Annotated in this window: 26 protein-coding genes and 1 pseudogene; 7 read left to right on the top strand and 20 right to left on the bottom strand. The window is 61.0% G+C overall.

Going from position 1 to position 24,279, the window contains the following annotated elements:
* Positions 1-296: 296 nt before the first annotated feature.
* The 4 genes and pseudogenes from CVE41_RS14990 to CVE41_RS00615 form a co-directional block, all read right to left on the bottom strand.
* Positions 297-674 (bottom strand): annotated as a pseudogene (locus CVE41_RS14990) (hypothetical protein); the annotation flags it as partial.
* On the bottom strand, positions 658-1,446 hold the full coding sequence (locus CVE41_RS00625; protein WP_100258941.1) for a SapC family protein: 789 nt from the start codon (positions 1,444-1,446) through the stop codon (positions 658-660). The gene CVE41_RS00625 and the pseudogene CVE41_RS14990, both read right to left, overlap by 17 nt.
* A gap of 82 nt (positions 1,447-1,528) precedes the next feature.
* Entirely contained in the window at positions 1,529-2,980 is a 1,452-nt protein-coding gene (locus CVE41_RS00620; protein WP_198507681.1) for an FAD-binding oxidoreductase, read from the bottom strand.
* 74 nt (positions 2,981-3,054) lie between these two features.
* On the bottom strand, positions 3,055-3,366 hold the full coding sequence (locus CVE41_RS00615) for a hypothetical protein (protein WP_100258939.1): 312 nt from the start codon (positions 3,364-3,366) through the stop codon (positions 3,055-3,057).
* Between the two features lie 43 nt (positions 3,367-3,409).
* Between CVE41_RS00615 and CVE41_RS00610 the strand changes: the two genes are divergently transcribed.
* The 3 genes from CVE41_RS00610 to CVE41_RS00600 all read left to right on the top strand — a co-directional run bounded on the left by CVE41_RS00610 (position 3,410) and on the right by CVE41_RS00600 (position 6,082).
* Positions 3,410-3,718, top strand: a complete 309-nt coding sequence (locus CVE41_RS00610; protein ID WP_100258938.1) for a hypothetical protein — start codon at positions 3,410-3,412, stop codon at positions 3,716-3,718.
* A 110-nt stretch (positions 3,719-3,828) separates the two neighbouring features.
* Positions 3,829-5,211, top strand: coding sequence for a DEAD/DEAH box helicase (locus CVE41_RS00605; RefSeq protein WP_100258937.1), 1,383 nt, complete (start codon positions 3,829-3,831; stop codon positions 5,209-5,211).
* Positions 5,212-5,254: 43 nt separating this feature from the next.
* Positions 5,255-6,082 (top strand): sterol desaturase family protein, encoded by an 828-nt coding sequence (locus CVE41_RS00600; protein ID WP_100258936.1) that lies wholly within the window; start codon positions 5,255-5,257, stop codon positions 6,080-6,082.
* On the opposite strand, the gene CVE41_RS00595 is transcribed toward CVE41_RS00600, so the two are convergent.
* Positions 6,079-8,328, bottom strand: coding sequence for an ATP-dependent helicase (locus CVE41_RS00595; protein ID WP_232725868.1), 2,250 nt, complete (start codon positions 8,326-8,328; stop codon positions 6,079-6,081). The genes CVE41_RS00600 and CVE41_RS00595 overlap by 4 nt on opposite strands.
* A gap of 179 nt (positions 8,329-8,507) precedes the next feature.
* Between CVE41_RS00595 and CVE41_RS00590 the strand changes: the two genes are divergently transcribed.
* Positions 8,508-9,101 (top strand): hypothetical protein, encoded by a 594-nt coding sequence (locus CVE41_RS00590; protein ID WP_100258934.1) that lies wholly within the window; start codon positions 8,508-8,510, stop codon positions 9,099-9,101.
* Positions 9,102-9,192: 91 nt separating this feature from the next.
* Here the strand turns inward: CVE41_RS00590 and rsmD are convergent, their stop codons facing one another.
* From rsmD to CVE41_RS00575, 3 genes are read right to left on the bottom strand one after another with little or no spacing between them, the layout of a single operon-like run.
* Complete coding sequence (gene rsmD / locus CVE41_RS00585; protein ID WP_100258933.1) at positions 9,193-9,738, bottom strand: 16S rRNA (guanine(966)-N(2))-methyltransferase RsmD; 546 nt, start codon at positions 9,736-9,738, stop codon at positions 9,193-9,195.
* Positions 9,735-10,499, bottom strand: a complete 765-nt coding sequence (locus tag CVE41_RS00580) for a pseudouridine synthase (RefSeq protein ID WP_100258932.1) — start codon at positions 10,497-10,499, stop codon at positions 9,735-9,737. Before CVE41_RS00580 ends, rsmD begins: the two co-directional genes overlap by 4 nt.
* Positions 10,500-10,518: 19 nt before the next feature.
* The gene (locus tag CVE41_RS00575; RefSeq protein ID WP_100261298.1) at positions 10,519-11,682 is read right to left on the bottom strand and encodes an aromatic ring-hydroxylating oxygenase subunit alpha; all 1,164 of its coding nucleotides are present in this window, start codon (positions 11,680-11,682) and stop codon (positions 10,519-10,521) included.
* Positions 11,683-11,755: 73 nt separating this feature from the next.
* On the opposite strand from CVE41_RS00575, the gene CVE41_RS00570 reads away from it, so the two are divergent.
* Entirely contained in the window at positions 11,756-13,510 is a 1,755-nt protein-coding gene (locus tag CVE41_RS00570; RefSeq protein WP_100258931.1) for an MFS transporter, read from the top strand.
* A 56-nt stretch (positions 13,511-13,566) separates the two neighbouring features.
* Complete coding sequence (locus CVE41_RS00565; RefSeq protein ID WP_157799343.1) at positions 13,567-13,947, top strand: PilZ domain-containing protein; 381 nt, start codon at positions 13,567-13,569, stop codon at positions 13,945-13,947.
* Here the strand turns inward: CVE41_RS00565 and CVE41_RS00560 are convergent.
* Genes CVE41_RS00560 through trpB form a run of 5 tightly spaced genes read right to left on the bottom strand, consistent with a single transcriptional unit; the run spans position 13,944 to position 18,283 of the window.
* Positions 13,944-15,224: a bifunctional folylpolyglutamate synthase/dihydrofolate synthase gene (locus tag CVE41_RS00560; RefSeq protein ID WP_100258929.1), complete on the bottom strand. Its 1,281-nt coding sequence runs from the start codon at positions 15,222-15,224 to the stop codon at positions 13,944-13,946. The two genes, CVE41_RS00565 and CVE41_RS00560, sit on opposite strands and share 4 nt — an antisense overlap.
* An 8-nt stretch (positions 15,225-15,232) precedes the next feature.
* Entirely contained in the window at positions 15,233-16,081 is an 849-nt protein-coding gene (accD, locus tag CVE41_RS00555; RefSeq protein WP_100258928.1) for an acetyl-CoA carboxylase, carboxyltransferase subunit beta, read from the bottom strand.
* Positions 16,078-16,869 (bottom strand): tryptophan synthase subunit alpha, encoded by a 792-nt coding sequence (gene trpA / locus CVE41_RS00550; RefSeq protein WP_100258927.1) that lies wholly within the window; start codon positions 16,867-16,869, stop codon positions 16,078-16,080. The genes accD and trpA overlap by 4 nt, the downstream gene beginning before the upstream one ends.
* A complete protein-coding gene (locus CVE41_RS14515) occupies positions 16,866-17,072 on the bottom strand; it encodes a hypothetical protein (RefSeq protein ID WP_157799342.1) in 207 nt (68 codons plus the stop codon). The genes trpA and CVE41_RS14515 overlap by 4 nt, the downstream gene beginning before the upstream one ends.
* A complete protein-coding gene (trpB, locus tag CVE41_RS00545; RefSeq protein ID WP_100258926.1) occupies positions 17,069-18,283 on the bottom strand; it encodes a tryptophan synthase subunit beta in 1,215 nt (404 codons plus the stop codon). The genes CVE41_RS14515 and trpB overlap by 4 nt, the downstream gene beginning before the upstream one ends.
* A 91-nt stretch (positions 18,284-18,374) precedes the next feature.
* Here trpB and CVE41_RS00540 point away from each other — a divergent pair, with 91 nt between their 5' ends.
* Positions 18,375-18,698: a chorismate mutase gene (locus tag CVE41_RS00540; RefSeq protein WP_090482919.1), complete on the top strand. Its 324-nt coding sequence runs from the start codon at positions 18,375-18,377 to the stop codon at positions 18,696-18,698.
* A 15-nt stretch (positions 18,699-18,713) separates the two neighbouring features.
* Here the strand turns inward: CVE41_RS00540 and CVE41_RS00535 are convergent, their stop codons facing one another.
* From CVE41_RS00535 to rpoD, 7 genes are all read right to left on the bottom strand, one after another.
* Positions 18,714-18,938: a hypothetical protein gene (locus tag CVE41_RS00535; protein WP_100258925.1), complete on the bottom strand. Its 225-nt coding sequence runs from the start codon at positions 18,936-18,938 to the stop codon at positions 18,714-18,716.
* Positions 18,939-19,011: 73 nt separating this feature from the next.
* Positions 19,012-19,743 carry an RNA methyltransferase gene (locus CVE41_RS00530; protein ID WP_100258924.1) on the bottom strand — a complete coding sequence of 244 codons (732 nt, stop codon included), beginning with the start codon at positions 19,741-19,743 and terminating at the stop codon, positions 19,012-19,014.
* Positions 19,730-20,200: a transcriptional regulator NrdR gene (nrdR, locus tag CVE41_RS00525; RefSeq protein ID WP_100258923.1), complete on the bottom strand. Its 471-nt coding sequence runs from the start codon at positions 20,198-20,200 to the stop codon at positions 19,730-19,732. The genes CVE41_RS00530 and nrdR overlap by 14 nt, the downstream gene beginning before the upstream one ends.
* 1 nt (position 20,201) lies before the next feature.
* Positions 20,202-20,426 (bottom strand): hypothetical protein, encoded by a 225-nt coding sequence (locus CVE41_RS00520; RefSeq protein WP_100258922.1) that lies wholly within the window; start codon positions 20,424-20,426, stop codon positions 20,202-20,204.
* An 11-nt stretch (positions 20,427-20,437) separates the two neighbouring features.
* Positions 20,438-21,751, bottom strand: a complete 1,314-nt coding sequence (glyA, locus tag CVE41_RS00515; RefSeq protein ID WP_100258921.1) for a serine hydroxymethyltransferase — start codon at positions 21,749-21,751, stop codon at positions 20,438-20,440.
* A gap of 2 nt (positions 21,752-21,753) precedes the next feature.
* A complete protein-coding gene (rpiB, locus tag CVE41_RS00510; protein WP_100258920.1) occupies positions 21,754-22,191 on the bottom strand; it encodes a ribose 5-phosphate isomerase B in 438 nt (145 codons plus the stop codon).
* Positions 22,192-22,264: 73 nt separating this feature from the next.
* Positions 22,265-24,271 carry an RNA polymerase sigma factor RpoD gene (gene rpoD / locus CVE41_RS00505; protein WP_100258919.1) on the bottom strand — a complete coding sequence of 669 codons (2,007 nt, stop codon included), beginning with the start codon at positions 24,269-24,271 and terminating at the stop codon, positions 22,265-22,267.
* Positions 24,272-24,279 lie beyond the last annotated feature (8 nt).

Genomic DNA, 24,279 nt, shown 5'->3' with positions numbered 1-24,279 from the left:
GCGGCGAATTTTGGATCCGAGTACCCGAAGCCGGGGAACGAATTGCCGACCAGCACGCGTTCGCCGTCTGCGGCAGCCTTGCTGTTTCCGCTTTGCAATTCGAAACGCGAGGCGCACAGTTTTACAGGTTCGAGTACAAACGATGTGGCGCGGTGCCCATCCTCGGCAAGTTCAATATGCAACCGGCCATCGGAGGCTGTTTCCGCCAGCATCCTGTTAACTCTGGCGGCACGTTCCCAAGTCTCGCCGGCGGCGTCGGCGAGCGTTTCGACACTGGTACCGGAAATGGAAACCAGTGTATCGTTCTGGCGGATTCCTGCCTCGTGGGCGGGCGAACCTGCGGCTACCGATTGGACAGCTACATCTCCGCGAAGATCGAAATGGGCGCGGACTTGATCAGGACGTTTGTAGGATGCCGCGTCGTGAACCAGCAATCCGACACTTTGTGTTTGGCGGAGGCAAAACGGCGCGTTTTCCCGGGCCAGGCGGAAGCCTGTCTGGAATAGACGGTCTTCCTGTTGCTGGAAGACGTCGAGCGGGGAAAGGGAAGGGGGAGCTTTCGCCTCTGCGCTGGCAGAGACGGAAATGTTCGCCAGACAGGCGAAAATGATGGCGTGGCCGAGCGCGGGAAAGCGACCCGGCCACGCTACCAGTTTCTTAGACGTTTGCGGCACCGTTTTCTGCGATTGCCTCGGGCTTCCAGCCCTGCTGGACCTGGCGCGAGAAGATCGTACGCATGTTGTCGAGCGAGAACAGGTGGGCGTGAATGAGCATCATCAGGCCGTTCTTGTTGAACTCTTCGACCTTCGCCGCAGGAAGTTCACGAACCTTATCCTGATCGACCATCTTGAAGCCGCGGTAGAGGAACGGCTTGTCGGAGCCGTCGGTCTGGATCGACACTTCGCCGTCCATGAGAAGCTCGTTTTCGATCAGCTGCGTAATGAACGACTGAGTGCGCTGGGCTGCGCTTTCGAAGTTCTGGCAGAAGTCGAGAATCTGCTGGGTCGCTTCGGCAGCTTCGCCGTTTTCGAACAGCGGGCGGCCTTCATCGAATTCACCCACGGCATCGCTGGTCGGGTCGAAACAAAGCGAGAGCTGGTCGCTGTCCCTCTGGAGCCGTGCGAGCATGAAGGGATAACGGCGGATGTATGCCGGAATGTAGACGGGATCGGTGACCTTGCCCTTATCGTCGACAAAGGTGTTAACGCCTTCGTTCAGACCCATCAGGGCCAAGGGAAGGGGAGCGTCGCCGGTCGAGAAAACGATCGGGAAATTACGCTGGGCCTGCACAAACTCTTCCACGGTCAGCGGAATAGCGTGGGCCTTCGACAGCCAAGGTGCCGAATCCAGGGAACGCGACTTGTAGTTCGCATGATCCTTGCTGTTCAGCGGCATGAGATCGTTAAAGAAAAGGGGCAGTTGAGGCTGCTGCGGCGCGCTCGCCATGAAATTTCTCCGAAGTCGTTTTGATATGCGTGGGATAAGATGCGGTTCCGTGGTGGACCCACATGCGCCCTCGAGTGGGGCTTTAGGCGTTCAAACCGCCTTTCGCAAGCGGGAGCAGCTTGCCGGGATTGAGCAATCCCCGGGGGTCTAACGCGTCCTTTATCGCGCGCATCAGCGAGAGCGAAACAGGATCCCCTAGCCGGCCAAGTTCGTCGCGCTTCATCTGCCCGATCCCGTGTTCTGCGCTGATCGAGCCATGCCACTGCGTCACGAGATCATGGACATAGGCACTTATTTCTTTGCCCTGTCCCAACTCCCACTCGCCCGGGACCGCATCCGGCGGGGCGAGGACATGGAAATGGACGTTCCCATCACCAAGATGACCGAAGGCGACAGCACACGTTCCGGGGAAACGTTCTTCGATCAAGGGAGTGGCGTGTTCCACGAATTGCGCCATCGTTGCGACGGGGACGGAAATGTCATGCTGCATCGCCGGCCCGATCGCGCGCTCGGCTGGCGAGATCGAATCGCGGATTAGCCAGAATGCTTCTGCCTGCGTTTCGTTCGCCGCAATCACCGCGTCTTCCAGCAAATCCTGCTCCATGGCAGTGGCCAGCATCGTCTCTGCAAGCGGCTGGAGGGCGTCTACTTTCTCCGGCTCGGCGACGAGTTCGATCAAGGCGTGCCAGTGATGATGGGCAGACAGTGGATTTCGCGTATCGGGCAGGTGCTTGAGCACCGCGTCGAGGCAATGCGAGGGAATGACCTCGAACCCCTCCATCTCCTCCGCAGCCGCACCCTCGCAATGCAATAGCAACTGGCGCGCCTGCGCGAGCGAACTCAACCCTGCCCAGATGACGCATCGACCGCCAATTTCGGGCAGCAGACGGAGGGTGGCGGCCGTCACGATCCCGAGCGTCCCCTCCGATCCGATCAGCAATTGCTTCAGGTCGAAGCCCCGGTTGTCCTTCTTGAGCGGCGTAAGCGTGTCCATGATGCTGCCGTCAGCCATGACCGCTTCGAGTCCGAGAACCTGAGCGCGCATTGTGCCGTGCCGCAAAACTTGTGTGCCGCCCGCATTGGTGGAAATCAGCCCGCCAATGGTCGCCGACCCTTTGCCGCCTAGCGTCAAGGGAAACCGAAGCCGATGCTTGGCCGCTTCGTCATGGAGTGTCTGGAGGACGACGCCAGCTTCGCAAGTAATTTGCCGCGCCTGTTCGTCGAAGTTCCTGATCGCATTCATCCGTCGGAGCGAAAGGATGATGGCCCGACCTGTATCGTCCGGAGTGGCGCCGCCCGACATCCCGCTGTTCCCGCCCTGCGGGACGATCGGAACGCCGTGCTGCGCACACAGGGTCATTAGGCGGGATACCTCCTGAGTCGAAGCAGGCGATGCCAGGCCGAGTGCTGTCCCCGTATACCGGCCGCGCCAATCCGTGAGCCACGGTTCGATCAAGTCGAGATCCTGCGTGAATCCGCGCGAACCGAGGATGGCCGATGCCTCGGTGATAAAGGATCGTGTCGTCGTATTCATTGATGCACTCATGCCACACTGGATAGGTAAGTCACCAGCTATTGCCTTCGCGCTCCATCCAATTAAGCCGGTATTCAATTGTCGGGAGGCAAGGCGTTGCTCACACGTCGCTGCTCTTTCGGCGTGGACACGAGGAAACCTATCGCCCCGATGCCCAGCTTGTTTTCCCTGACCGCGCCTCTGGCGCTGTTGCTTGCGCCCACTCCGGCGCAGGAGGAAACGGCCGAGCGTGCGACGTGTGAGGCTCCGACCTGGCAACAGTCACGCACGAGCAGGGCTTCGTCTTCCGCCCTGCCGCTTTCCGCCAGCGGCGATGCTTGGAATTCGATTTTCGACGCCCCGAGACCCCCGCCGGCGAACCAGGTCAGGATCGAGAGCAGGGTCATCCTGCGTGTTTCCCCTGCTCGCGGACCGGCTCGGCAAAGCCTGATGGCTGAAACAGTCGAGCCGCAGAGCAGGCAACTCGTCGAACGACCGTTCGGTAAATGTATCGATGCCAAGCGGATTGGCGGCGTGGCCGATCAGGGCAGCAGGCTGATGCTGTTCCTTCGCGACCGGCGGATGCTCTCCGCGCAGCTCGAAAAAGGGTGCAGCCCGCGCGAATTTTACCAGGGTTTCTACATGGAGCCATCCGAGGACGGGCTGCTCTGTGTCAACCGCGACCGGCTGATGAGTCGGTCGGGGGCCAAGTGCAAGGTTGCACGCTTGCATCAGATGGTGCTTGAAACAGTCGAATAACCGCGCTTTTCCTTGACTGTTCGGGGTAAAACGTCAAAGGGCGCAACCGGAAGAAGCTGCATGTTGCGGCGCTTTCCTTTTTCCTAATTTTTGGGGCATCCGAAACTCGCATGAATTTCGCCGATCTCGGCCTTTCACCTGACTTGCTCAAAGCCGTCTCCGATGCCGGCTATACAGAGCCGACACCGATCCAGGCCCAGGCCATTCCTCCCGTCCTGATGATGAAAGACATCATCGGGATTGCGCAGACTGGAACAGGCAAGACGGCAAGCTTCGTCTTGCCCATGATCGACGTCATGGCCAGCGGTCGCCGCCGGGCGCTCATGCCGCGTTCGCTGATCCTGGCACCGACCCGCGAGCTGGCTGCACAGGTTGCGGAAAACTTCGAAAAGTACGGCAAGAACCACGATCTGAGGCTCGCCCTGCTTATCGGCGGCGTTCAGATGGGCGACCAGGTGAAGGCGCTGAACGAAGGCGTCGACGTGCTGATCGCGACGCCGGGACGCCTCATGGACCTGTTCGAGCGTGGGAAGATCCTGCTCAACGGGTGCGAGCTGCTCGTCATCGATGAAGCGGACCGGATGCTCGACATGGGTTTCATTCCCGATATCGAGTTCATCTGCGACAAGCTGCCCGAAAGCCGGCAGACGATGCTGTTCTCGGCAACCATGCCTCCGCCGATCGAGAAGCTGGCCAAGAAGTTCCTCAAGAACCCCAAGCGCATCGAAGTGAGCCGCGCGGCGACGACGAACAAGGATATCACCGCTTTCAAGATCCCCGTGCAGGCACGCCAGAAGCGTGAAACGTTGCGCTGGTTGCTCCGTCACGACCAGGTAGAAACCGCGATCATCTTTGCCAACCGCAAGACCACCGTTCGCGAGCTCAACAAGAGCCTGCAGAGCCATGGTTTCTCCAGCGGTGAGATTCACGGCGACATGGACCAGTCCAGCCGGATCAAGGAGCTGGACCGCTTCAAGTCCGGCGACATCAACATTCTTGTGGCGAGCGACGTCGCAGCACGCGGGCTCGACGTGAAAGGTGTCAGTCACGTCTTCAATTTCGATACGCCATGGCATCCCGATGATTACGTGCACCGTATCGGCCGCACCGGCCGCGCGGGGGCGAAAGGGCGCGCTTTCACTCTTGTCGCGGACGATGATGCAGAAGCGATTGCCAATGTCGAAAAGCTGACCAAGTCCAAGATCCCCGTGTTCGGCAAGAAGGATGTCCGCGTCGAACTGGTCGATCCGGGCGCGAAAACCGCGGCGAAGTCAGAGACGAAGACTGAGCGCGAAGTTTCCGAACCCAAACCGGAACCCAAGAAGCGCGCTGAAAAGCCCAAGGCGAAGCCAGAGAAGCGGGCAAAGAAGCCCGATGTGTCTGATAAGCCGGTGAAATCCAGGGCGCCCACGCCGAAGGCGGACAACGCGCCCGAGGATGCCGGCGGATGGAATGGTCCGGTCCCGGGTTTCCTCGACGTCTCGGCTTGTTGACTTAACGTCTCTCTAACTACAATCTTGTAGTGATGAGGACGTGATGGAAATCTTCGCAGAACATTTCTGGTATACGGTCAGCCTGCTGTTTTTAGCGGGTCTGTTCTTTGGATCGCTCGCGTTGATCATGAAGCGCGGCGCTATCGTCGATGCTATGAATCGCGGGCGCAAGGAATTCACCACCAACCTCGCGTTGACCTTCATCAACCTGGTCATCCTCGCGCCCTTTCTGGCCTTTCCCAGCGGCGCGGTGCGCGATTTCATTGGCATGTCGGAAAACTTCGCTGGCTTCTGGGACAGCGTACCCGGCTGGCTGACTGTAGTCATCGCCTTCTTGGCGTTCGACTTTGTGATCTACTGGCGTCACCGGCTCGAGCATTCGCCCATGCTGTGGCGGATCCATGCCACCCACCATGCCGATACCGCCCTGTCGTGGCTTTCGGTGCAAAGGAAACACCCTTTCAGCAAACTGCTCAGCGTGTGCGTCGATCTCAGCCTGTTGCTGCTTATGGGTATCCCTGAATGGGCCATCGGCACGGCTGGCCTTGGGATCACCTTCTGGGGTTTCCTGGTTCACTGCGACCTGAACTGGACGTTCGGTCCGCTGCGCAACTGGCTCATCTCGCCGGCTGCGCACCGGCTGCATCATATCCGTGACGAACAGCTGATGGGCACCAATTTCGGCAATACGCTGACCATCTGGGATCGCATGTTCGGCACGTTTTGCGATCCGACTCCCTATGTCGGGTGTGAAACAGGTATCGAGGAGGGCACGCGCGGCATCGCAGGTGAACTCGCCCGCCCGTTCGAGAAACGATATTGGCGCCGCAAACCCGCGGCGTTGGATGACGAAAGTGAAGTGGTTGCCTAGTCGGAAACCGGCTTGACGAAGCTGTCGAGCACCCGTTTCTCACCGGACGTTTCGAATTCGATCGTCAGCTTGTTGCCTTCCTGATCCATAACATAGCCGTAACCGAACTTGTCGTGGAACACCCGCGCACCAACAGCGACGTCTGTGCGAGGCTTGGCGGCAAAGCTCGCCGCGCTCCTGCCCGGTTCGGCAAGCCGTTTCGGTGTGCTGTCGTAGCCGGACGCAAGAGCGCGCTGCCATCCGGGACCGCGCGCGGACGAGCGTCCTGGACGATTGCTGGAAACATGGGCGAAGGGATCTTCGTTTTCGGTCCAGTTTGCGCGCCACAGGGAGGCGCCGCCGCTCATCGTCGTTTCGCTCTCGACGAAGTCGTCGGGCAATTCCTCGATGAAGCGGCTAGGTATGGAACTGGTCCATTGCCCGTAAATCCGCCGGTTGGCCGCGTGATAGATGGTGCAGCGCCGCTTCGCGCGGGTGATCGCCACATAGGCGAGGCGGCGTTCCTCTTCGAGACTGGCTAGGCCGCCTTCATCGATTGCCCGCTGGCTGGGAAAGACGCCTTCTTCCCAACCGGGCAGGAAGACATGGTCGAATTCGAGACCCTTGGCAGCGTGCATCGTCATGATGGTGACCTTTTCGCCGTCATTGGCACGGTCGTTGTCCATCACGAGCCCGACGTGTTCCAGGAAGTCGCCGAGTGTCTCGTAATCTTCCATGGCGCGTGCAAGTTCGGTCAGGTTTTCCAACCGTCCTGCGCTCTCGGCGCTGCGGTCTTTCTGCAGCATTTCCTCGTAGCCGCTTTCCGATACGACCATGCGCAGTAGCTCGGACGGAGTGACTCTTTCCGACTGTTCGCGCCAGTGAACGAACTGCGAAAGCAGCGCGACCAAGGTGTTGCGGGCACGAGCCGGGAGTTCGTCGGTGTCTGCCAGCTCCAACGATGCAGCAGCGAGCGGAGCCTGTGTACGGCGGGCGTGGCGCTGCATCACCTCTAGCGTTTTCGCGCCGAGGCCGCGCTTGGGCTGATTGTAGATGCGCTCGAATGCGAGATCGTCTGCTGGCTGGGAAATGACCCTGAGATAGGCGAGCAGGTCGCGAATCTCCGCGCGCTCGTAAAACCTGAAGCCGCCGACGATCCGGTAGTTCAGGCCGATCTGGATGAAGCGGTCTTCGAACTCGCGCGTCTGGTACTGGGCTCGCACGAGGATGGCTATTTCATCGAGCGGGGCGCCTTCGGATTCGAGTCTTTCGATCGCTTCACCGACGCGGCGCGCTTCTTCCGGACCATCCCACACGCCGACCACGTGGACCTTCTCCCCGGCAGGCAATTCGGTCCAGAGGGTCTTGCCGAGCCGTTCGCTATTGGCGTTGATGAGACCCGATGCCGCAGCAAGGATTTGGGGGGTGGAACGATAGTTCTGTTCCAGCTTGACGACCGCGGCACCTGGGAAATCCTTTTCGAATTTCAGGATGTTGGCGACCTCTGCCCCGCGCCAGGAATAGATCGACTGGTCGTCATCGCCGACGACGCAGATGTTCTTGCGCTCTTGTGCGAGCAGGCGCAGCCAGAGGTACTGGACCTGGTTGGTGTCCTGGTATTCGTCCACGAGGATATATTTGAAGCGCTTCTGATACTGCGCGAGCACATCGTGGTGCTGGCGGAATATGTTCAGCATATGCAGTAGAAGATCGCCGAAATCGCACGCGTTGAGCGCCTTCAAGCGATCCTGGTACAATTTATAAAACTGCGTTCCTCGTCCGTTGGCATAAGCCTCGTTCTCTACCGCATCCAGATCGCCGGGATTGAGGCCGCGGTTCTTCCAGCGGTCGATCAGCGCGGCAAGCTGGCGCGCCGGCCATCGCTTTTCATCCAGCTCCTGGTCACGGATGAGCTGCTTGAGCAAGCGCAGCTGGTCGTCGGTATCGAGAATGGTGTAATTGGACTTCAGGCCGACCAGTTCGGCATGGCGGCGAAGCATCTTCGCGCCGATCGAGTGGAATGTGCCAAGCCATGGCATCCCTTCGACTGCATCCCCTATATGCCTTCCGACCCGTTGGCGCATTTCACGCGCGGCCTTGTTCGTGAAAGTGACGCAGAGGATTTCCGAGGGCCAAGCCCTGCGTGTGGCGATCAGATGGGCCAGCCTGGCAGTGAGGGCGGCAGTCTTTCCCGTTCCCGCTCCCGCCAGCATGAGAACCGGCCCTTCCGTCGTCAGGACGGCCTGGCGTTGGGGTTCGTTCAACATCGCGGCATAGGCCGGAATATCGCCGTTTTCCGTGGTGTCGTGCGGGGAAGGGGGAGTGGTCATCTGCCTAGAACAGCTAGGGAACGCCAAGCGTCAACACAAGGGGCCTGATGACTGTTTCGGAACCTTGCACACTGGCTTTGCGTAGTGTCGGCAATGAAGACAAAAGGAGAAGTCCCTTGAAAAGGTTCATTTTTGCCAGCGCCGCAGCGCTCGCTTTCACTGCCGCACCTGCCATGGCCGATCATCACATGGAAGGCGAAACCAAGACTTACGTCCTCACGACCGACCAGCAGTCGGCCTATGACGGTTGGCCGGACGATCGCCGCAGCATCTACGATGCATGGCCTGCAGGCGCGCAGGAGTATTACTGGACGCTCGAACCGGAACAGGAAGCCGGTTGGTGGGTGTTGAACGATACGCAGCGCGTTCGCCTCTACGAGATGAACACCGAACAGCGCGCTCAGGCCTGGACCGCAATCGCAGCCCAGATGCAGAACGCCAGCGCCACCTCCACCGCAGCGCGAACTGCATCGAACTCGGCCACCACTGGCCCGCGGTTCGTGCGTAGCGAAGTGGTGCAGACCACTCCGGCCGACGCAGGTCCGCCGGACGGCGAACTGCCGATCTGTTCCAGCGACGCTCAGGACAACTGCATCAACGCCTGGGAAGCAGGCAAGCGTGGTCCCGGTGTGAACCGTCCGCTGGAATACTGGCCCGGACGTCCGGCCAGCGAGATCGACGAACCGCTGCCGGCCACCCGTGGCGACTAAATTACCATAATTTCGTCCCTGCCGTTTTAACCGGCGGAGACGCTTGGAGGGGGCAAGGTTGCCATGGCGGCCTTGCCCCTTTCTTATGCGCTCAATCGGCGAGGCGCAGGATCGTTAGCTTGGCCTTGCCGACTACCCGTTCGCCCTCGATCTCGAGACCCCGAATAGATATGTCTTCGCGCTTGTGGGTTTCGAGAGCGATCCATGTCGCAGGCCCTATCCAGCCGAGCCTCAGCATCCGATCCAGAGCAACCTGTCCTGCACCGGTGTCATAAGGCGGATCGAGCAGGATAAGGTCGTGTGTCGCCTTGGCAGGACCTAGGCTCATCACCGACCCGGCCTGTACGGTCGCACGCCTGCGCGCATCGAGCGACGCGATATTTGCCTTGATCGCCTTCAGCGCATCGGCATCCTGTTCGACGAAAAGGCAGTGTTCCGCGCCGCGAGACAAGGCTTCCATGCCAAGCGCGCCGGATCCTGCGAAAAGGTCGAGCACCGACAACCCTTCGAAGCTCCCCAGCCTGCTCGCCAACATATTGAACAGCGTTTCGCGAGTGCGATCGGCCGTCGGGCGAGTGCCTTCACCCTTTGGCGCCACCAATTTCCTGCCACGCCAATCTCCGGCGATGACCCTCACTTGATGTCTCGCAGCAATTGCTTGCGGAATTGCTCGACCGCTTCGCGATTGATTTCCACAGCCTGGCCGCGCGGCAGGTCGCCCAGCTCGAACGGACCGTAGGAAATGCGCATCAGTCGGTTCACCTGAAGACCGAGGTGTTCTAGCACGCGGCGAACTTCACGGTTCTTGCCTTCGGTCAGCGTCATCTGAATCCAGCGGTTCTTCCCGCTGCCACGTTCGAGATCGGCCTCGATGCGACCATAACGGATGCCGTCGACTTCCACGCCCTCGATCAATTCGTCGAGCATGGCCTGAGTGACATCTCCGAAAGCGCGCGCGCGATAGCTGCGCGGCACACCGGAAGACGGCAATTCCATCGCCCGCTTCAATTCGCCATCGTTGGTAAGGAGCAGCAGGCCTTCGGTGTTGAAGTCCAACCTGCCGACCGGCATCACGCGACCGGCTGATTTCGGGAGTGCATTGCGAAGCGCGGCGTAAATCGTCGGCCTGCCCGCAGGATCGCGTTCGGCCGTGATTAGTCCCGACGGCTTGTGGAACGCGAAAAGGCGCGTAGCTTCGGCCTTGCCGACCGGCTTGCCGTCTACGCTCACACCCTGCAGCGAAGTCAGTTTGACTGCAGGCGTGTCGAGCACTTTCCCGTCGAGCGAGACGCGCCCGTCCGCGATCATTCGTTCGACCTCGCGTCGGCTGGCAATACCAGCCCGTGCGAGCAGTTTGGCGATACGGTCGCCTTCTTCCGGAAGTCGATTGTCGGACATAACCCGCGCGGTTAGGCGCTCAGTTGGCAGCGCGCAAGGCTTCCTCGACTGTCTCGTGGTAGCGACGTATCCCGCCCTCCATCGTGCCAAGCGTAAGTTCTGGTACAGCGCCGGTCTCCAGCCCCTGCTGGCCAAGCTCCGCAGCGCGGAAATCCTCGCTTGCGAAAACACCGCCGTCCAGCAAGGCCCAGCTGCGTTCCCAGTGATCGCGCGCCTTGTCGGTGCTCGGATGCTCCGGGATAAGCATGAAGTCCTCGACGAGCGTTCTGTTGTGCGCCTGCGGCATCATCACCATGACATTGATGTAATCAGGGCTGGGGATGACCAGGGCGCCCGGCAGCAACTGGTAGGCGAAAGTGACCACGCGGCGCATCTGGTCCATATCTTCCAGGTCGACGCCTTCCATCTCTTCCAGCCTTCCGACAGCGCTGCGGGCGAAGGGACCGATCATGTCGCCGCTGGTGACACCGTCCTTGAAGAAGGGCCGGATCGTCTGGGCGTGAAGCCGCGTGACGTGATAGCTTTCGAGGAAGGCATCCATGATGAGCTTCCAGTTTCCTGCCACTTCGTGGGTCTTGCGGCGAAACAACACGTGCTCTCCCATGCCGAGCGCATCGAAATCTTCGCCGATCTTGTCCGCATGGCCAAAATCGGCGGTCGATTCTTGCGGACAGAACCAGATGAGCCCGCCCGTTTCCTTCGATGGAAGTTCGACCAGTCCCATCCCGCCCTTGTCCAGCTCCGGAAATGTATCAGGCCGGGGCAGGGCGAGGAGGCGCCCGTCCACCGAATAGGTCCAGGCGTGATATGGGCAGACGAGCTTTTTCGTGCGCGCCACGTCATTGCCTTCGACCAGCCTGGTCCCGCGATGGCGGCACACGTTGAGGAAGACGTGTGCCTTTCCGTCGGCATCGCGCGTGACGAGCAGCGGGCGACCGGTGGCCTCATGGGGCAGGGCCATTCCGGGGTCGGGCAGGACTGCACTGGGGCACAGGATCTGCGGCAAACGATCGAATATCGCAGTCTTCTCGCGCTGCCAGTGATCCGGATCGGTATAAACGCTTGCCGGGACGCTGGATTGGCGCAGGTTTTCGTGCTGCTTGTTTTCCGCGATGTCGCGTGCCAGTCGCAGCATTCCGTCGGTTGGTCGCCGACCTGTCGCCAGTGTGTTCGGAACCCCCATCGGACCTGTTCCTTTCTCCATCTCTCGCGGCTAGTGTCGCAAAAAACAGACCATAACAAAAGGACGCTAGGGCATGGCCGAAGCGGTTGCCGACGAAAAGAAAAAGAAAATATCGACCTGGCGCGCACTCGGCCTGGCAATTTCAAACCGGAAAAGCGGCTTTATGGCGCTGTTCGGCTTCGCCCAAGGCCTGCCTCCGGCGCTATTTCTCGGCACCCTTTATGCATGGCTGAGCGAGGCTGAAGTCGACCTCGAAACGATGGGCGTGTTCTCGCTCGTCGGCTTGGCATACGCCTTCCAGTTCCTGTGGTCCCCGCTCCTCGACAAGGTCGATATCCCGGGACTGCGCAAGCTCGGCAAGCGCAAGCAATGGATTGCGCCGATGCAGCTTATTGTTGGCATCGCCTTGCTGATCATGAGCTTTCTCGATCCCAAGAGTGCGCTCGGCTGGTTCAGCCTGCTTGCGGCGATCGGCGCCTTCGCCAGCGCAACGCAGGACATTGCCATCAACGCCTGGCGGATCGACGTCGCCGACGAAACGGCGACCCTCGATATCCTGTCGACCATTACGCAGATGGGCTTCCGTCTGGCCGCCCTGATCGGCGGCGCTCTCGGCCTCATTATCGCGGAACGGATCGGCTGGCCGCAGACCTATGTAATCATGGGGGCCATCATGCTCGGCATCGGCATCGCAGGGCTCTTCGCGCCCGACGCCAGCGTCGAAAAACGCTCTGCCGCGACGGTTGCCGCGAACGAGGACGAAGTCGCCGAACTCTACAACGCGGGCGAGGTTACCGAGAAGGTTCGCAATCGGGCGTTGCTGGCAGTCGGATTGCTGTGGGGCTGGGCCATCGCGACGGTCTTGGTCTTCATGGTCCGCTCGATGACCGCTACCCCTGAAAACCGCCCTGACGTGACGGAATTCACGACGACGTTCGGTCCCCTGATCGTGATTGCTACCGTGGTCCTGCCGGCGTTCATCGCTGCCTGGATCGCCAAGCAGAAGCAGGTCGGAAGGAACGTCATCCTGTCGGCTCCCGGTGTGGGCGCCGGACATAGCGTGAAGTTCACCGACCACCTCTACCGCGCACTCGTCTTGCCGCTCGTCGAATTCGTCGGCCGCATGGGTTGGTCGCTGGTGCTGATCCTCGCGCTGGTGCTGACTTATCGCATTTGCGACTCCATTTGGGGCGTGTTCGCCTACCCGTTCTACCTCGGCGAGCTTAACTACTCGGGCGACCAGGTGGCCTTTGCCTCCAAATTCTTCGGGGTCTTCGCGATCCTCCTCGGGCTGGCGCTCGGCGGCTGGATCATCACCCAGTTCGGACGAATGTTCACGCTCACGCTGGGGGCGGCGCTCGCTGCGGCGACGAACCTGCTCTATGCCGATCTCGCCATCGGTGGCCAGTTGATGCAGGCAGGTAGCGATGCAATCGGCTTCACCGCGCTCGTCAATTTCATCGCGGGCGTGTTCCAGATGTCCGAAATCGAAGGACTGGCACGCCTGACCTTCACGATCTTCTGGGAAAACCTCGCGATCGGTATCGCAGGCGCAGCCTATATCGCCTGGCTTTCCAGCATCGTCGCCAAGAAATATGCGGCGGTCCAATACGCGCTGCTCGCGTCGCTGACCTTGTTGGTCGGCACCCTTGGTCGCGGCGCCTTGGGGCAGATGATCGAGGAGCGGGGGTATTACTTCGTTTTCATCTTCACCACGCTGATCGGCGTTGTCGCTGTGATCCTGTGTCTGGCCGAATGGTATCGCGAAAGCCGGGGTAAGGCCGCGGCTGGCGTGGTCGCTCCGGAGCTAGGAGAGCAGGCCGCCTGACACGTGCGTCGCAGTGATTAGCGAATGCGAAATTATTTCGCGCTATGCGCACCGATATGACTGCTATGCGACAATCATCGGGCGAAGAGGGACGCAGGGACTACCTGCGTCTGGATCTCGGCGTGCTCGCACATATTGAAACTCTGGAAGGCCGCAAGAAAGTCGAGATCATCGACCTTTCGCAGGGCGGCGCACGCGTGAAGCTTCTGGCACCTGTCGAGAACATCAAGGACTGCGTCCTCGTCTGGCTGGGCTTCGATACCTACGCCACGATCGGGCGCCGCGATGGCGATGAGCTGGGCCTTGTCTTCGACGTTCCGCTGCGACCGGTGGTCATCAAGAAGACGCGCGAGATGGCCCCGCGTGTCTGGCGCAATGACAGCGTCTACCTAAGCGCCATTGCCCGGGATTTCGTCCAGGGCGGCAACCGCACCTAATCCGGGAGTTCGTCGTTGAGGCGCAGAACCTCTCCGGCAAGGTAGAGCGATCCGGCAATGAGGACCGGATATTCGTCGGCAGGCAATTCTCGCAGCGCTTCTTCTATATCAGCGGCGCTGCGGGCACCTTTACCGAAGGCAGAGAGCGGATGCGTCTCGTGTCCCGGGACGGGAACGATAGTCAAAGAACGAGCCCTGTTCCCAAATGGCTCGATCAGAGCGCGCGGGTCCTTGTTGTCCAGCATGCCCAGGACGAGATGCAACTCACCCTTGATCGCCATTGCAACGGCTTCACCGGCATTTGGGTTGTGCCCCCCATCCAGCCAGACCTGACGGGTGCCAGCCAAGGAAGTCAGGGGGCCATCCTGCAAGAGCTGCATCCTGGCTGGCCAGCTGGCGCGCTCAATGCCTTTCCTTATGGCTGCTTCGCCAACCGCGAGGCGGCTCTGGCTGCGAAGCATCGCATGGGCGAGGGCGGCGTTGCGCTCCTGGTGCGGGCCGCGAATGCCAGGGGCGGGATAGTCATGCGCGCCGGCATCTATGGCGCCGTTTCCGAATGATGTGGCCTTTACGAGATGTGCGCCGACCTTGTGCGACGCGCTCTCGATGACCGCTTCGGCTTCAGGTGGATTGCTCCTGGCGAGGATAACCAGGGGCACGTCCTTTTTCGCGATGCCAGCTTTTTCGAACGCAATGCGGGCGACCGGTTTCGAGGGAACGCCATCTTCCGGCGCGAGGAGGAACTTTTCGTGATCGATACCCAGCGCGGCGATCCCGCAAGCCGCCAGAACCTCCGGTTCGAGAACATTGGTCGCATCGAAGCGTCCTCCCAGACCGACCTCGACGATGCAGGCATCGGCAGGAATGCGCGCAAATTCCGTGAATGCGGCAGCGATGGTGACTTCGAAGAAACTGGGATTTAAACTCTCACCCGCGTCCAGCACTTCTGCCAGCAATTCCGCGAGACGAGCGTCGGTGATCAGATCGCCGGCAATCCGGATGCGCTCGTTATAGCGCACCAAATGGGGACTGGTCGTCATGTGGACCGAGTAGCCCTGCGCCTCCAGCATCGCGCGCAGGAAAGCGCAGGTCGAACCCTTGCCGTTGGTCCCCGCGACATGGAATACCGGCGGTAAGCGGCGATGCGGATTGCCAAGACGTCCCAGCAAGGCGCGGATCGTCTCGAGGCCCAGTCGGCCATCGGGTACGCTAAGCTGCGCCAACCGATCGAGCTGCGCCTGCACGGCAGCGCTGTCGGAGCGGGCGAAATCCCGCATCTGAGGGGTCAGGCCGCCTCGGCGGGTGCCAGGTAGTCCAGCAGCGTCGCGATGGTGTCCTTCAGGTCATGGCGGTGAACGACCATGTCGACCATGCCATGCTTGTGCAGGTACTCGGCCCGCTGGAAGCCATCGGGCAGCTGCTCGCGAATGGTGTCCTGAATGACGCGCTGTCCGGCAAAGCCGATCAAGGCGCCCGGTTCCGCAATGTGGACATCGCCAAGCATCGCATAGCTTGCCGTAACGCCGCCCGTGGTAGGGTCGGTGAGGACCACGATATAGGGTAGGCCAGCTTCTTTCAGGCGGCGGGTCATGACGGTCGCCTTGGGCATCTGCATCAGGCTGAGGATGCCTTCCTGCATGCGCGCACCGCCCGCTGCGGTGACGACGATGTATGGCGCGCGGCGGGTGAGGGCGCGCTCCGCTCCCTGGCAGAACGCCGTGCCGACGGCCATGCCCATGGAGCCGCCCATGAACATGAAGTCCTGCACGCCGACGACCGCAGGTTTGCCCTCGATGGTACCCGATCCGACGATAAATGCATCGCGGTGCGGGCTCTTGGCGCGGGCCTTCTTCAAGCGTTCGGTATACTTTTGCGAATCCTTGAACTTCAGGGGATCTTCGCGAACTTCCGGAACGGGCAGGGTTTCGAAGCCTTCGTCGAGCAATTGTCGCAGGCGCTCGTCCGCGCCGATGCGGCCGTGATGCTCGCAGCGGGGGCAGACGTGGGCGTTGTCCTGGTATTCCTGGGCGAAAACCATCTGCTGGCAGCTGGGGCATTTCACCCAGAGGTTTTCATCAGTGCTGCGCTTGGGCAGCCAGGAGATCGAATTACGGACGCGTGTGAACCAGCTCATGCAGGGCCCTTTGCCGCCGAATGGACCGCCTTGGCAAGCCCTGCAGTAAGCTCGCGCAGCTTGGCGGGAGCATCGACGCCATATTCGCCGACTAGTTCTACCAGAGCCGAACCGACGACGACGCCATCCGCGACCTCGGCAATCTCTGCCGCCTGCTCTGGTGTACGCACACCGAAGCCAACGGCCACCGGGATATCCGTCGATTGCTTGATGCGGCTGACGTTTGCCTCGATCGATTCGATGGCGGCCTGCTGCATGCCGGTGATCCCGGCAACTGCGACATAGTAGAGAAAGCCCGACGATCCATCGAGCACCTGAGGGAGCCGCTTGGCATCGGTGGTCGGCGTGGCGAGGCGAATGGGCGCAATCCCGGCATCACGCAATTGTGGGCCGAGGGCATCATCCTCTTCAGGGGGAATATCGACGCAGATCACGCCGTCGACGCCCGCTTCCTTCGCAGCATTGGCGAACCAGTCCGGCCCGCGCCTGATCATCGGGTTGGCATAGCCCATGAGGACCAGCGGAATCTCCGGATGCCGTTCACGGAACTTGCGTGCGATACGCAGCACGTCGGCGGTCGTGGTCCCTGCGTTGAGCGAACGGATATTCGCCGCCTGGATCGCCGGACCATCGGCCATGGGGTCGGTGAAGGGCATACCCAGCTCGATCACATCCGCGCCGCCCTCGACCAGAGCGTCGAGGTTAGACGCGGTGTCGCCATCGCCTGCAGTAACGAAGCAGACGAGGGCGGGGTGGGGCTTGGAGAAGGCGTTGGAGAGGCGGGTCAATTTTCGTGCCCCGCTGCCTTTGCTCGATAGCCCCAAGACAGCCACGCTAACAATGCGCCTGCAACAATATAGCTAACGGCACCGCGAGTGCTCAAAAAAGCCGGTTCTGTTCGTTCGACTACAGCTATTCCAACTACACCAAAAATCCACACAAATATGGTGAAACCAACAAATTCCATAGGAATACGCAGGTGCTCGCTCACATCTCCACTCCCAGCTTCTCGGCAACGGTGAAAATGTCCTTGTCGCCGCGTCCGCAAAGGTTTGCGAGGATAACGCTGTCCTTCGGCATCTCCTTCGCCCGCTTGGCCACCGCCGCGATGGCGTGGCTGGGCTCAAGTGCCGGGATGATGCCCTCGGTGCGGCAGAGGAGCTGGAACGCTTCAAGCGCCTCTTCGTCGGTGACGGCGGTATATTCGACGCGGCCCGTGTCCTTGAGCCAGGCATGCTCGGGACCAATGCCCGGATAATCCAGACCGGCGCTGATCGAATGGCCTTCGGTGATCTGGCCGTCTTCGTCCTGCAGCAGGTAGGTCTTGTTGCCGTGCAGCACGCCGGGGAAACCTCCAAGCAGGCTTGCCGCGTGCTCGTCACCATCGAGGCCGTGTCCCGCAGCCTCCACACCCAGGAGCTTTACTTCGCGATCATCGAGGAACGGGTGGAACAGGCCGAGCGCATTCGATCCGCCGCCGATGCACGCCACTGCGAGATCGGGCAAGCGGCCGATACGGTCGAGCATCTGCGCGCGCGCTTCCTTGCCGATGATGCTCTGGAAGTCGCGGACCATCTCCGGATAGGGATGGGGACCTGCCGCAGTGCCGATGATGTAGAAGGTATCCTCCACATTCGCGACCCAGTCCCGCAGGCCTTCGTTCATGGCATCCTTGAGCGTGCCACGCCCGCTGGTGACGGGCACGATTTCCGCGCCAAGCAGCTTCATGCGGAAGACGTTGGGCGATTGCCGGCGGACGTCTTCTGCGCCCATATAGATCACGCAAGGAAGGCCGAAGCGCGCGCACACGGTTGCCGTTGCAACGCCATGCTGGCCCGCGCCGGTTTCCGCGATGATGCGGGTCTTACCCATGCGGATCGCGAGCAGGATCTGCCCGATGCAATTGTTGATTTTGTGCGCGCCGGTGTGATTGAGCTCGTCACGTTTGAACCAGACCTGCGCGCCGCCCAACGCCTCGGTCAGACGCTCCGCATAATAAAGCGGGGAGGGGCGTCCTACGTAGTGTTCCAGCAGGTCGTCGAACTCTCGCTGGAATTCCGGATCGGCTTGCGCCTTGCGATATTCGCGTTCCAGATCGAGGACCAGCGGCATGAGCGTTTCCGCCACATAGCGGCCGCCGTAATCGCCGAAATGCCCACGTTCGTCGGGCTGATTGCGGAAGGTATTTGCATTGCTTGCCATGGCGCCTCCATGACGGGGAGAAATGCCAATGTCGAGAGAGGGTTTGGTTTGCGCTCGACAAGTGCGTCTGGCTTCGCCATTCGGCGCGGCCATGGACACCTCAAAGCCTGCCGATTTCAAGCTGCCCGAAGACTGCCAGGACATGCGCGAAGTGCGCATCGGGGTCGATACGACCGATCGCGAACTGATGGAATTGCTCGACCGCCGCTTCGGCTACATGCGGGCCGCTGCGCGCATCAAGACCGATCGCAATGTCGTCCGTGACGAGGCGCGCAAGACCGAAGTCATCGAAAACGCGCGCGCCGATGCAGAAAAGCGCGACCTTCCGGCCGGGAAGATCGCGCAAATCTGGGACGATCTGGTCGAAACCTCGATCGCTTACGAACTGGGTGAGTGGGACCGCCTCAAGGGCTGATCCGGATGCCCCGCGTCAGTTGCCGCGGTTGAATTCGATCCATTCCGCTTCGGTCATGCAGACTTTCTGCTTGCGGCGGCTGCTCATGTCGGCGCGAATATACTTGCAGATTTTCTCTGCATCCTTTTTTGCCTCGGCCTTCGAAGCTTGTGTACGGGTTTCGGCAGGGGCTTCCTGCTGACCGGCAAAGGCGGGGGCGGCGACAAAGGTCAGGCCAGCGACGATCGCTGCAAAACGCATGGTAATTCCTTGAATTAAGTGGATTTCACGATGCGCCTAACGCCAAGCGCACGAACTGTCGACACGCGTGCGGTCAATCCCCGCGCGGTTTTCGCTGAAGCGATGACAGCACTCCACGAAGGGTGCGAACCTCCAGGTGGTTCCAGCCGGGTTTCGTCAGCACCCCGCGCAAGGTCCGCCGCGTGGAATCGGCGCGTGCTTCCGGGAGGAAGTAACCGTTCGGCTCCAGCATGCTTTCAAAGTGGCCGATCAGCCCCTCCAGCTCTTCCTGCGGGGCCGGCGGCAAGAGGTCTTCCTGCGTCGGCTGGGCCAGCGATTCGTGCTTGCTCCACTCGTAGGCGCAAAGGATCACCGCCTGCGCGAGATTGAGCGATCCGAATTCGGGGTTGATCGGAACGGTCAGGATCGCGCGGGCCAGTGCCACGTCCTCGGTCTCCAGCCCGGAGCGTTCCGGACCGAACAGGATCGCGCTGCGTCCGGCTGCAACTGCCATTTCCGATGCCGCTTCTTCCGGCGTCACGACGGGTTTCGTCACGCCGCGCTTGCGGACGGTCGTGGCGTAGACATGGCCGCAATCGGCCACGGCTTCTGCGGTGGTCGAGTATACCTGTGCATTCTCGAGCACGATGTCCGCGCCCGATGCGGCGGGCCCGGCTGAAGGATTGGGCCAGCCGTCTCGCGGTTCGACCAATCGCAGCTCGGAAAGCCCGAAATTCAGCATCGCCCGCGCTGCCTTGCCGATATTCTCGCCAAGCTGCGGTCGGACAAGCACGATGACCGGCTTGCGGAGTTCAGCCTCGCTCATTTGCTGCGGCTTCCTGCACCGTGCTGGCGAATTCTTCGAAATCGCGGGCCTCGCTGAAGTCGCGATAGACCGAAGCGAAGCGGATATAAGCTACCGAATCCAGCTGGCGCAGCCCGTCCATGACCATCTCGCCGATGCGCTGCGATGCAATTTCGGCTTCGCCGGCGGTTTCGACCTGGCGCTGGATGCCGGAAACCAGTTGGTCGATCCGTTCTGGCGACACATCGCGCTTGCGACAGGCGAGGGAGATGGATTGTTCGAGCTTCGCGCGCTCGAAAGCTTCTCGCCGGTCGCCGGATTTGACCACGGTCACTTCGCGCAGCTGCACCCGTTCGAAGGTAGTGAACCGGGCGCCGCAGCTGGAGCACTGGCGCCGGCGGCGGATCGACGTGGAATCCTCCGTCGGACGACTGTCCTTAACCTGGGTGTCGTCGAATGCGCAGAAAGGACAGCGCATTTTACGGTCTCAGGCGCTTGTAGAGCATCAGTCCGGCACCAGCGACGCCGCCGATGATCGGTCCGACGACCGGCAGGACCCAGCCGGCAACCGCACCGATGGCCGCGCCGGTCAGAACCGGCTTGGTCGAAGGGTGGTCGACACCCTCCTTCATCATTGCCTTGAGCTCGTCCCGCGCGTCGGGGAGCAGGTCGTGATCCTGGTGTTGCGGGTCCTTGTCATCCATCGTCGATTTCCTCAGCGGCCCGGATAGACCGGGAAATTTGCACACAGTTCCGACACACGGCCGCGCACGCTTTCCTCGACCTGGCCGTCGCCCTCGGGACCGTTGCGAGACAGCCCGTCCACGACTTCGCAAATCAGCTTGCCGATGGTCTCGAATTCTGCCGGTCCAAACCCGCGCGTGGTGCCTGCGGGCGTGCCGAGGCGGATGCCGCTCGTCACGAAGGGGCTGCGCGTATCGTACGGGATGCCGTTCTTGTTGCAGGTGAGCCAGGCGCGGTCGAGACCGGCCTCTGCAGCTTTGCCGGTCACATCCTTGGCCGTGAGGTCGACAAGCATGGAGTGATTGTCCGTGCCGCCCGAGACGACCCGCAGGCCATTCGCCTCGATACCCCGGGCTAGGGCGCGGGCGTTCTCTACCACGCGGTGCGCGTAATCCTTGAAGTCGGGGCGCAGGGCTTCGCCGAATGCGACGGCCTTTGCCGCGACGACATGCATCAGCGGACCGCCCTGCATGCCCGGGAAGACTGCCATGTTGAGCGGTTTGGTCAGTTCTTCGTCGTTCCACAGGATGACGCCCGAACGCGGGCCGCGCAGGCTCTTGTGAGTGGTCGTGGTGACGACATCGGCATGGGGGAAGGGCGAGGGGTGCGCGCCTCCGGCGACGAGGCCGGAAATGTGGCTCATGTCGACCATCAGGATTGCGCCGACTTCATCGGCCACCTTGCGGAATGCTTCCCAGTCCCAGACGCGCGAGTATGCGGTACCGCCTGCGATGATGAGCTTCGGCTTGTGTTGCTTCGCCGTGGCCATCACTTCATCCATGTCGATCAGTTCGTCGCCCTTGCGAACGCCATAACTGACCGGGTTGAACCACTTGCCACTCATGTTGACCGGTGAGCCGTGGGTGAGGTGGCCGCCCGAGTTCAGGTCGAGGCCCATGAAGGTGTCGCCGGGCTGGAGAAGAGCCAGGAATACGGCCTGGTTCATCTGGCTTCCCGAATTGGGCTGCACATTGGCAAAGTTACAACCAAATAATTGCTTGGCGCGATCAATTGCCAGTGTTTCTACTACGTCGGCATAGTCGCAGCCACCGTAGTACCGCTTGCCGGGATAGCCTTCGGCGTACTTGTTGGTGAAGACGCTGCCGGTCGCCTCGAGCACAGCCGTCGACGCGATGTTTTCGCTCGCGATAAGCTCGATCTTGTCCTGCTGGCGTGCCAGTTCATTGCGGATAGCGGCGTGAATTTGCGGATCCGCCTGTTCCAGCGTGTCGTGCCAGAAACGGTCCATCGGGTCGCGTTGGGTATCTGCTGCCTGGGTTGCCATGATCAGTTTTCCGGGTTGGAGAGCTTGTCGACGCGGCGCTGGTGGCGCCCGCCTGCGAATTCGGTTTCGAGGAATGCGGTAACGCACGCCTTTGCCATGTCGCTACCCGTCAGGCGCGCGCCCATCGCAATGCAGTTTGCATCGTTATGCTCACGGCACAGTGAGGCAGAAAGCGGCTCCGAGACGAGAGCGCAACGCACCGCGGGATTGCGATTGACCGAAATGGAGATGCCGATGCCCGATCCGCACAGAGCGATTCCGCGCTCTGCCGTTCCATCGGCAACGACGCCGGCCAGCTTGTAGCCGAAATCGGGATAATCGACGCTGTCGGTCGTGTCCGGGCCAAGGTCGGCGACCTCGTGTCCCTGTTCGATGAGCCAATCGCGCAGTTCGGCCTTGAGGTCGATCGCGGCGTGGTCGGAGGCAATGGCGATACGCATGGCATCCCCTTACGGAAACGGCCCGCTGATTGCCAGCGGGCCGAACCTGAAATCACCGATTGAACGGCAAATTTTACTGGTCGAGGAAGGAGCGCATCTTGCGGCTGCGGCTCGGGTGCTTGAGCTTGCGCAGCGCCTTTGCCTCGATCTGGCGGATACGTTCGCGCGTGACCGAGAACTGCTGGCCGACTTCTTCCAGCGTGTGGTCGGTGTTCATGCCGATGCCGAAGCGCATGCGCAGCACGCGTTCTTCGCGCGGGGTCAGGCTGGCAAGGACGCGGGTGACCGTTTCCTTCAGGTTTGCCTGAATCGCGGCGTCGACCGGGATGATCGCGTTCTTGTCCTCGATGAAATCGCCGAGATGCGAATCTTCCTCGTCGCCGATCGGCGTTTCGAGGCTGATCGGCTCCTTGGCGATCTTCATCACCTTGCGCACCTTCTCGAGCGGCATGGAGAGCTTCTCCGCCATCTCTTCGGGTGTCGGCTCGCGGCCCTGATCGTGCAGGAACTGGCGCGAACAGCGAACGAGCTTGTTGATCGTCTCGATCATGTGGACCGGGATACGGATCGTGCGCGCCTGGTCGGCGATCGAGCGGGTGATCGCCTGCCTGATCCACCAGGTCGCATAGGTCGAGAACTTGTAGCCGCGGCGGTATTCGAACTTGTCGACGGCCTTCATCAGGCCGATGTTGCCTTCCTGGATGAGGTCGAGGAACTGCAGGCCGCGGTTGGTGTACTTCTTCGCGATCGAGATCACGAGACGCAGGTTCGCCTCAACCATTTCCTTCTTGGCGATACGCGCTTCGCGCTCGCCCTTCTGGACCATGTTCACGATGCGACGGAACTCGGGCAAGGCCATCCCGGTGGCGCTGGCGATGTCCGCGATTTCCGTGCGGATGCGGTCGATCGCGTCGGCTTCCTTCTCTGCGAAGGCTGCCCATTTCTTGTCCTTCTTGACCTTCTCTTCCATCCACGTGTCGTCGAGCTCGTTTCCGATATAGGAATCGAGGAAATCGACACGCTTGACTTTATGACGCTCCGCCAGGCGGAGCATCTGGCCGCCGAGAGCGGTCAGGCGGCGGTTGAAGGCATAAAGGTTGTCGACCAGGAATTCGATCTTGGTCGCATGGAACTGGACGCTCTCCACTTCAGCGGTGAGCTGTTCCGAAAGCGCTTCGTACTTCTTTTCCTTGGCGGCCGGAAAATCGTCACCGCGGCCGAGCACTTCGACGCGTTCGGCCTGAAGCTTCTCGAACTTGCCGAACAGGTCGGCGATGCGGGCAAAGCGTTCGATGGCGTCCGGCTTGAGGGCGGCTTCCATCTGAGCAAGGGACATGGTGTTGTCCTCTTCCTCTTCATCGTCCTTTTTCGAACCTTCCTCGCCGTCTTCGTCGTCCGATTCCTCGGAATCGTCTTCGTCTTCGTCGCGAATGGTCGGACCGGCGGTTTCTTCCGAGATTTCGCCGTCGTCGTCATCGTCTTCGGCGTCATCGTTCAGCTTGTCTGCCGGCGGCTCCTTGGAGAGCATGGCGTCGAGATCGAGGATCTCGCGCAGCTGCATTTCCTCGGCATTGAGCGCTTCGGACCACTGGATGATGGCGTGGAAGGTAATCGGGCTCTGGCACAGGCCCATGATCATCATGTCGCGACCGGATTCGATACGCTTGGCGATGGCGATTTCGCCTTCGCGGCTGAGCAATTCGACCGCGCCCATTTCGCGCAGGTACATGCGGACCGGATCGTCCGTCCGCTCCCCAGCGGCCAGCTTCTTCGGGCCGACCGGCTTCTTGGCAGGCTCTTTCTCGCCGGAGGAGGGCGCCGGGGCGATTTCCTCGACTTCGTCATCCTGCTCGGCGTCTTCGTCGTTCTCGACGATCTGAACGCCCATCTCGGACAGGGCCGACTGGATATCCTCGATCTGGTCGGAGCTCATCTCGCCCTGAGGCAAGGCGTCGTTGAGCTCGTCATAGGTGACGTAGCCCTTCTTCTTTGCCTTGCTGAGAAGCTTTTTGACCGACGCTTCGTTGAGATCGATCAGCGGTGCGTCGTCTTTTTCGCCCGACTTGGTCTTGGTGGCCATAAAGAGCA

Source organism: Qipengyuania seohaensis (genome assembly GCF_002795865.1).
GTDB classification, from domain to species: domain Bacteria; phylum Pseudomonadota; class Alphaproteobacteria; order Sphingomonadales; family Sphingomonadaceae; genus Qipengyuania; species Qipengyuania seohaensis.
This window is presented reverse-complemented; position numbering and strand designations above follow the sequence as displayed.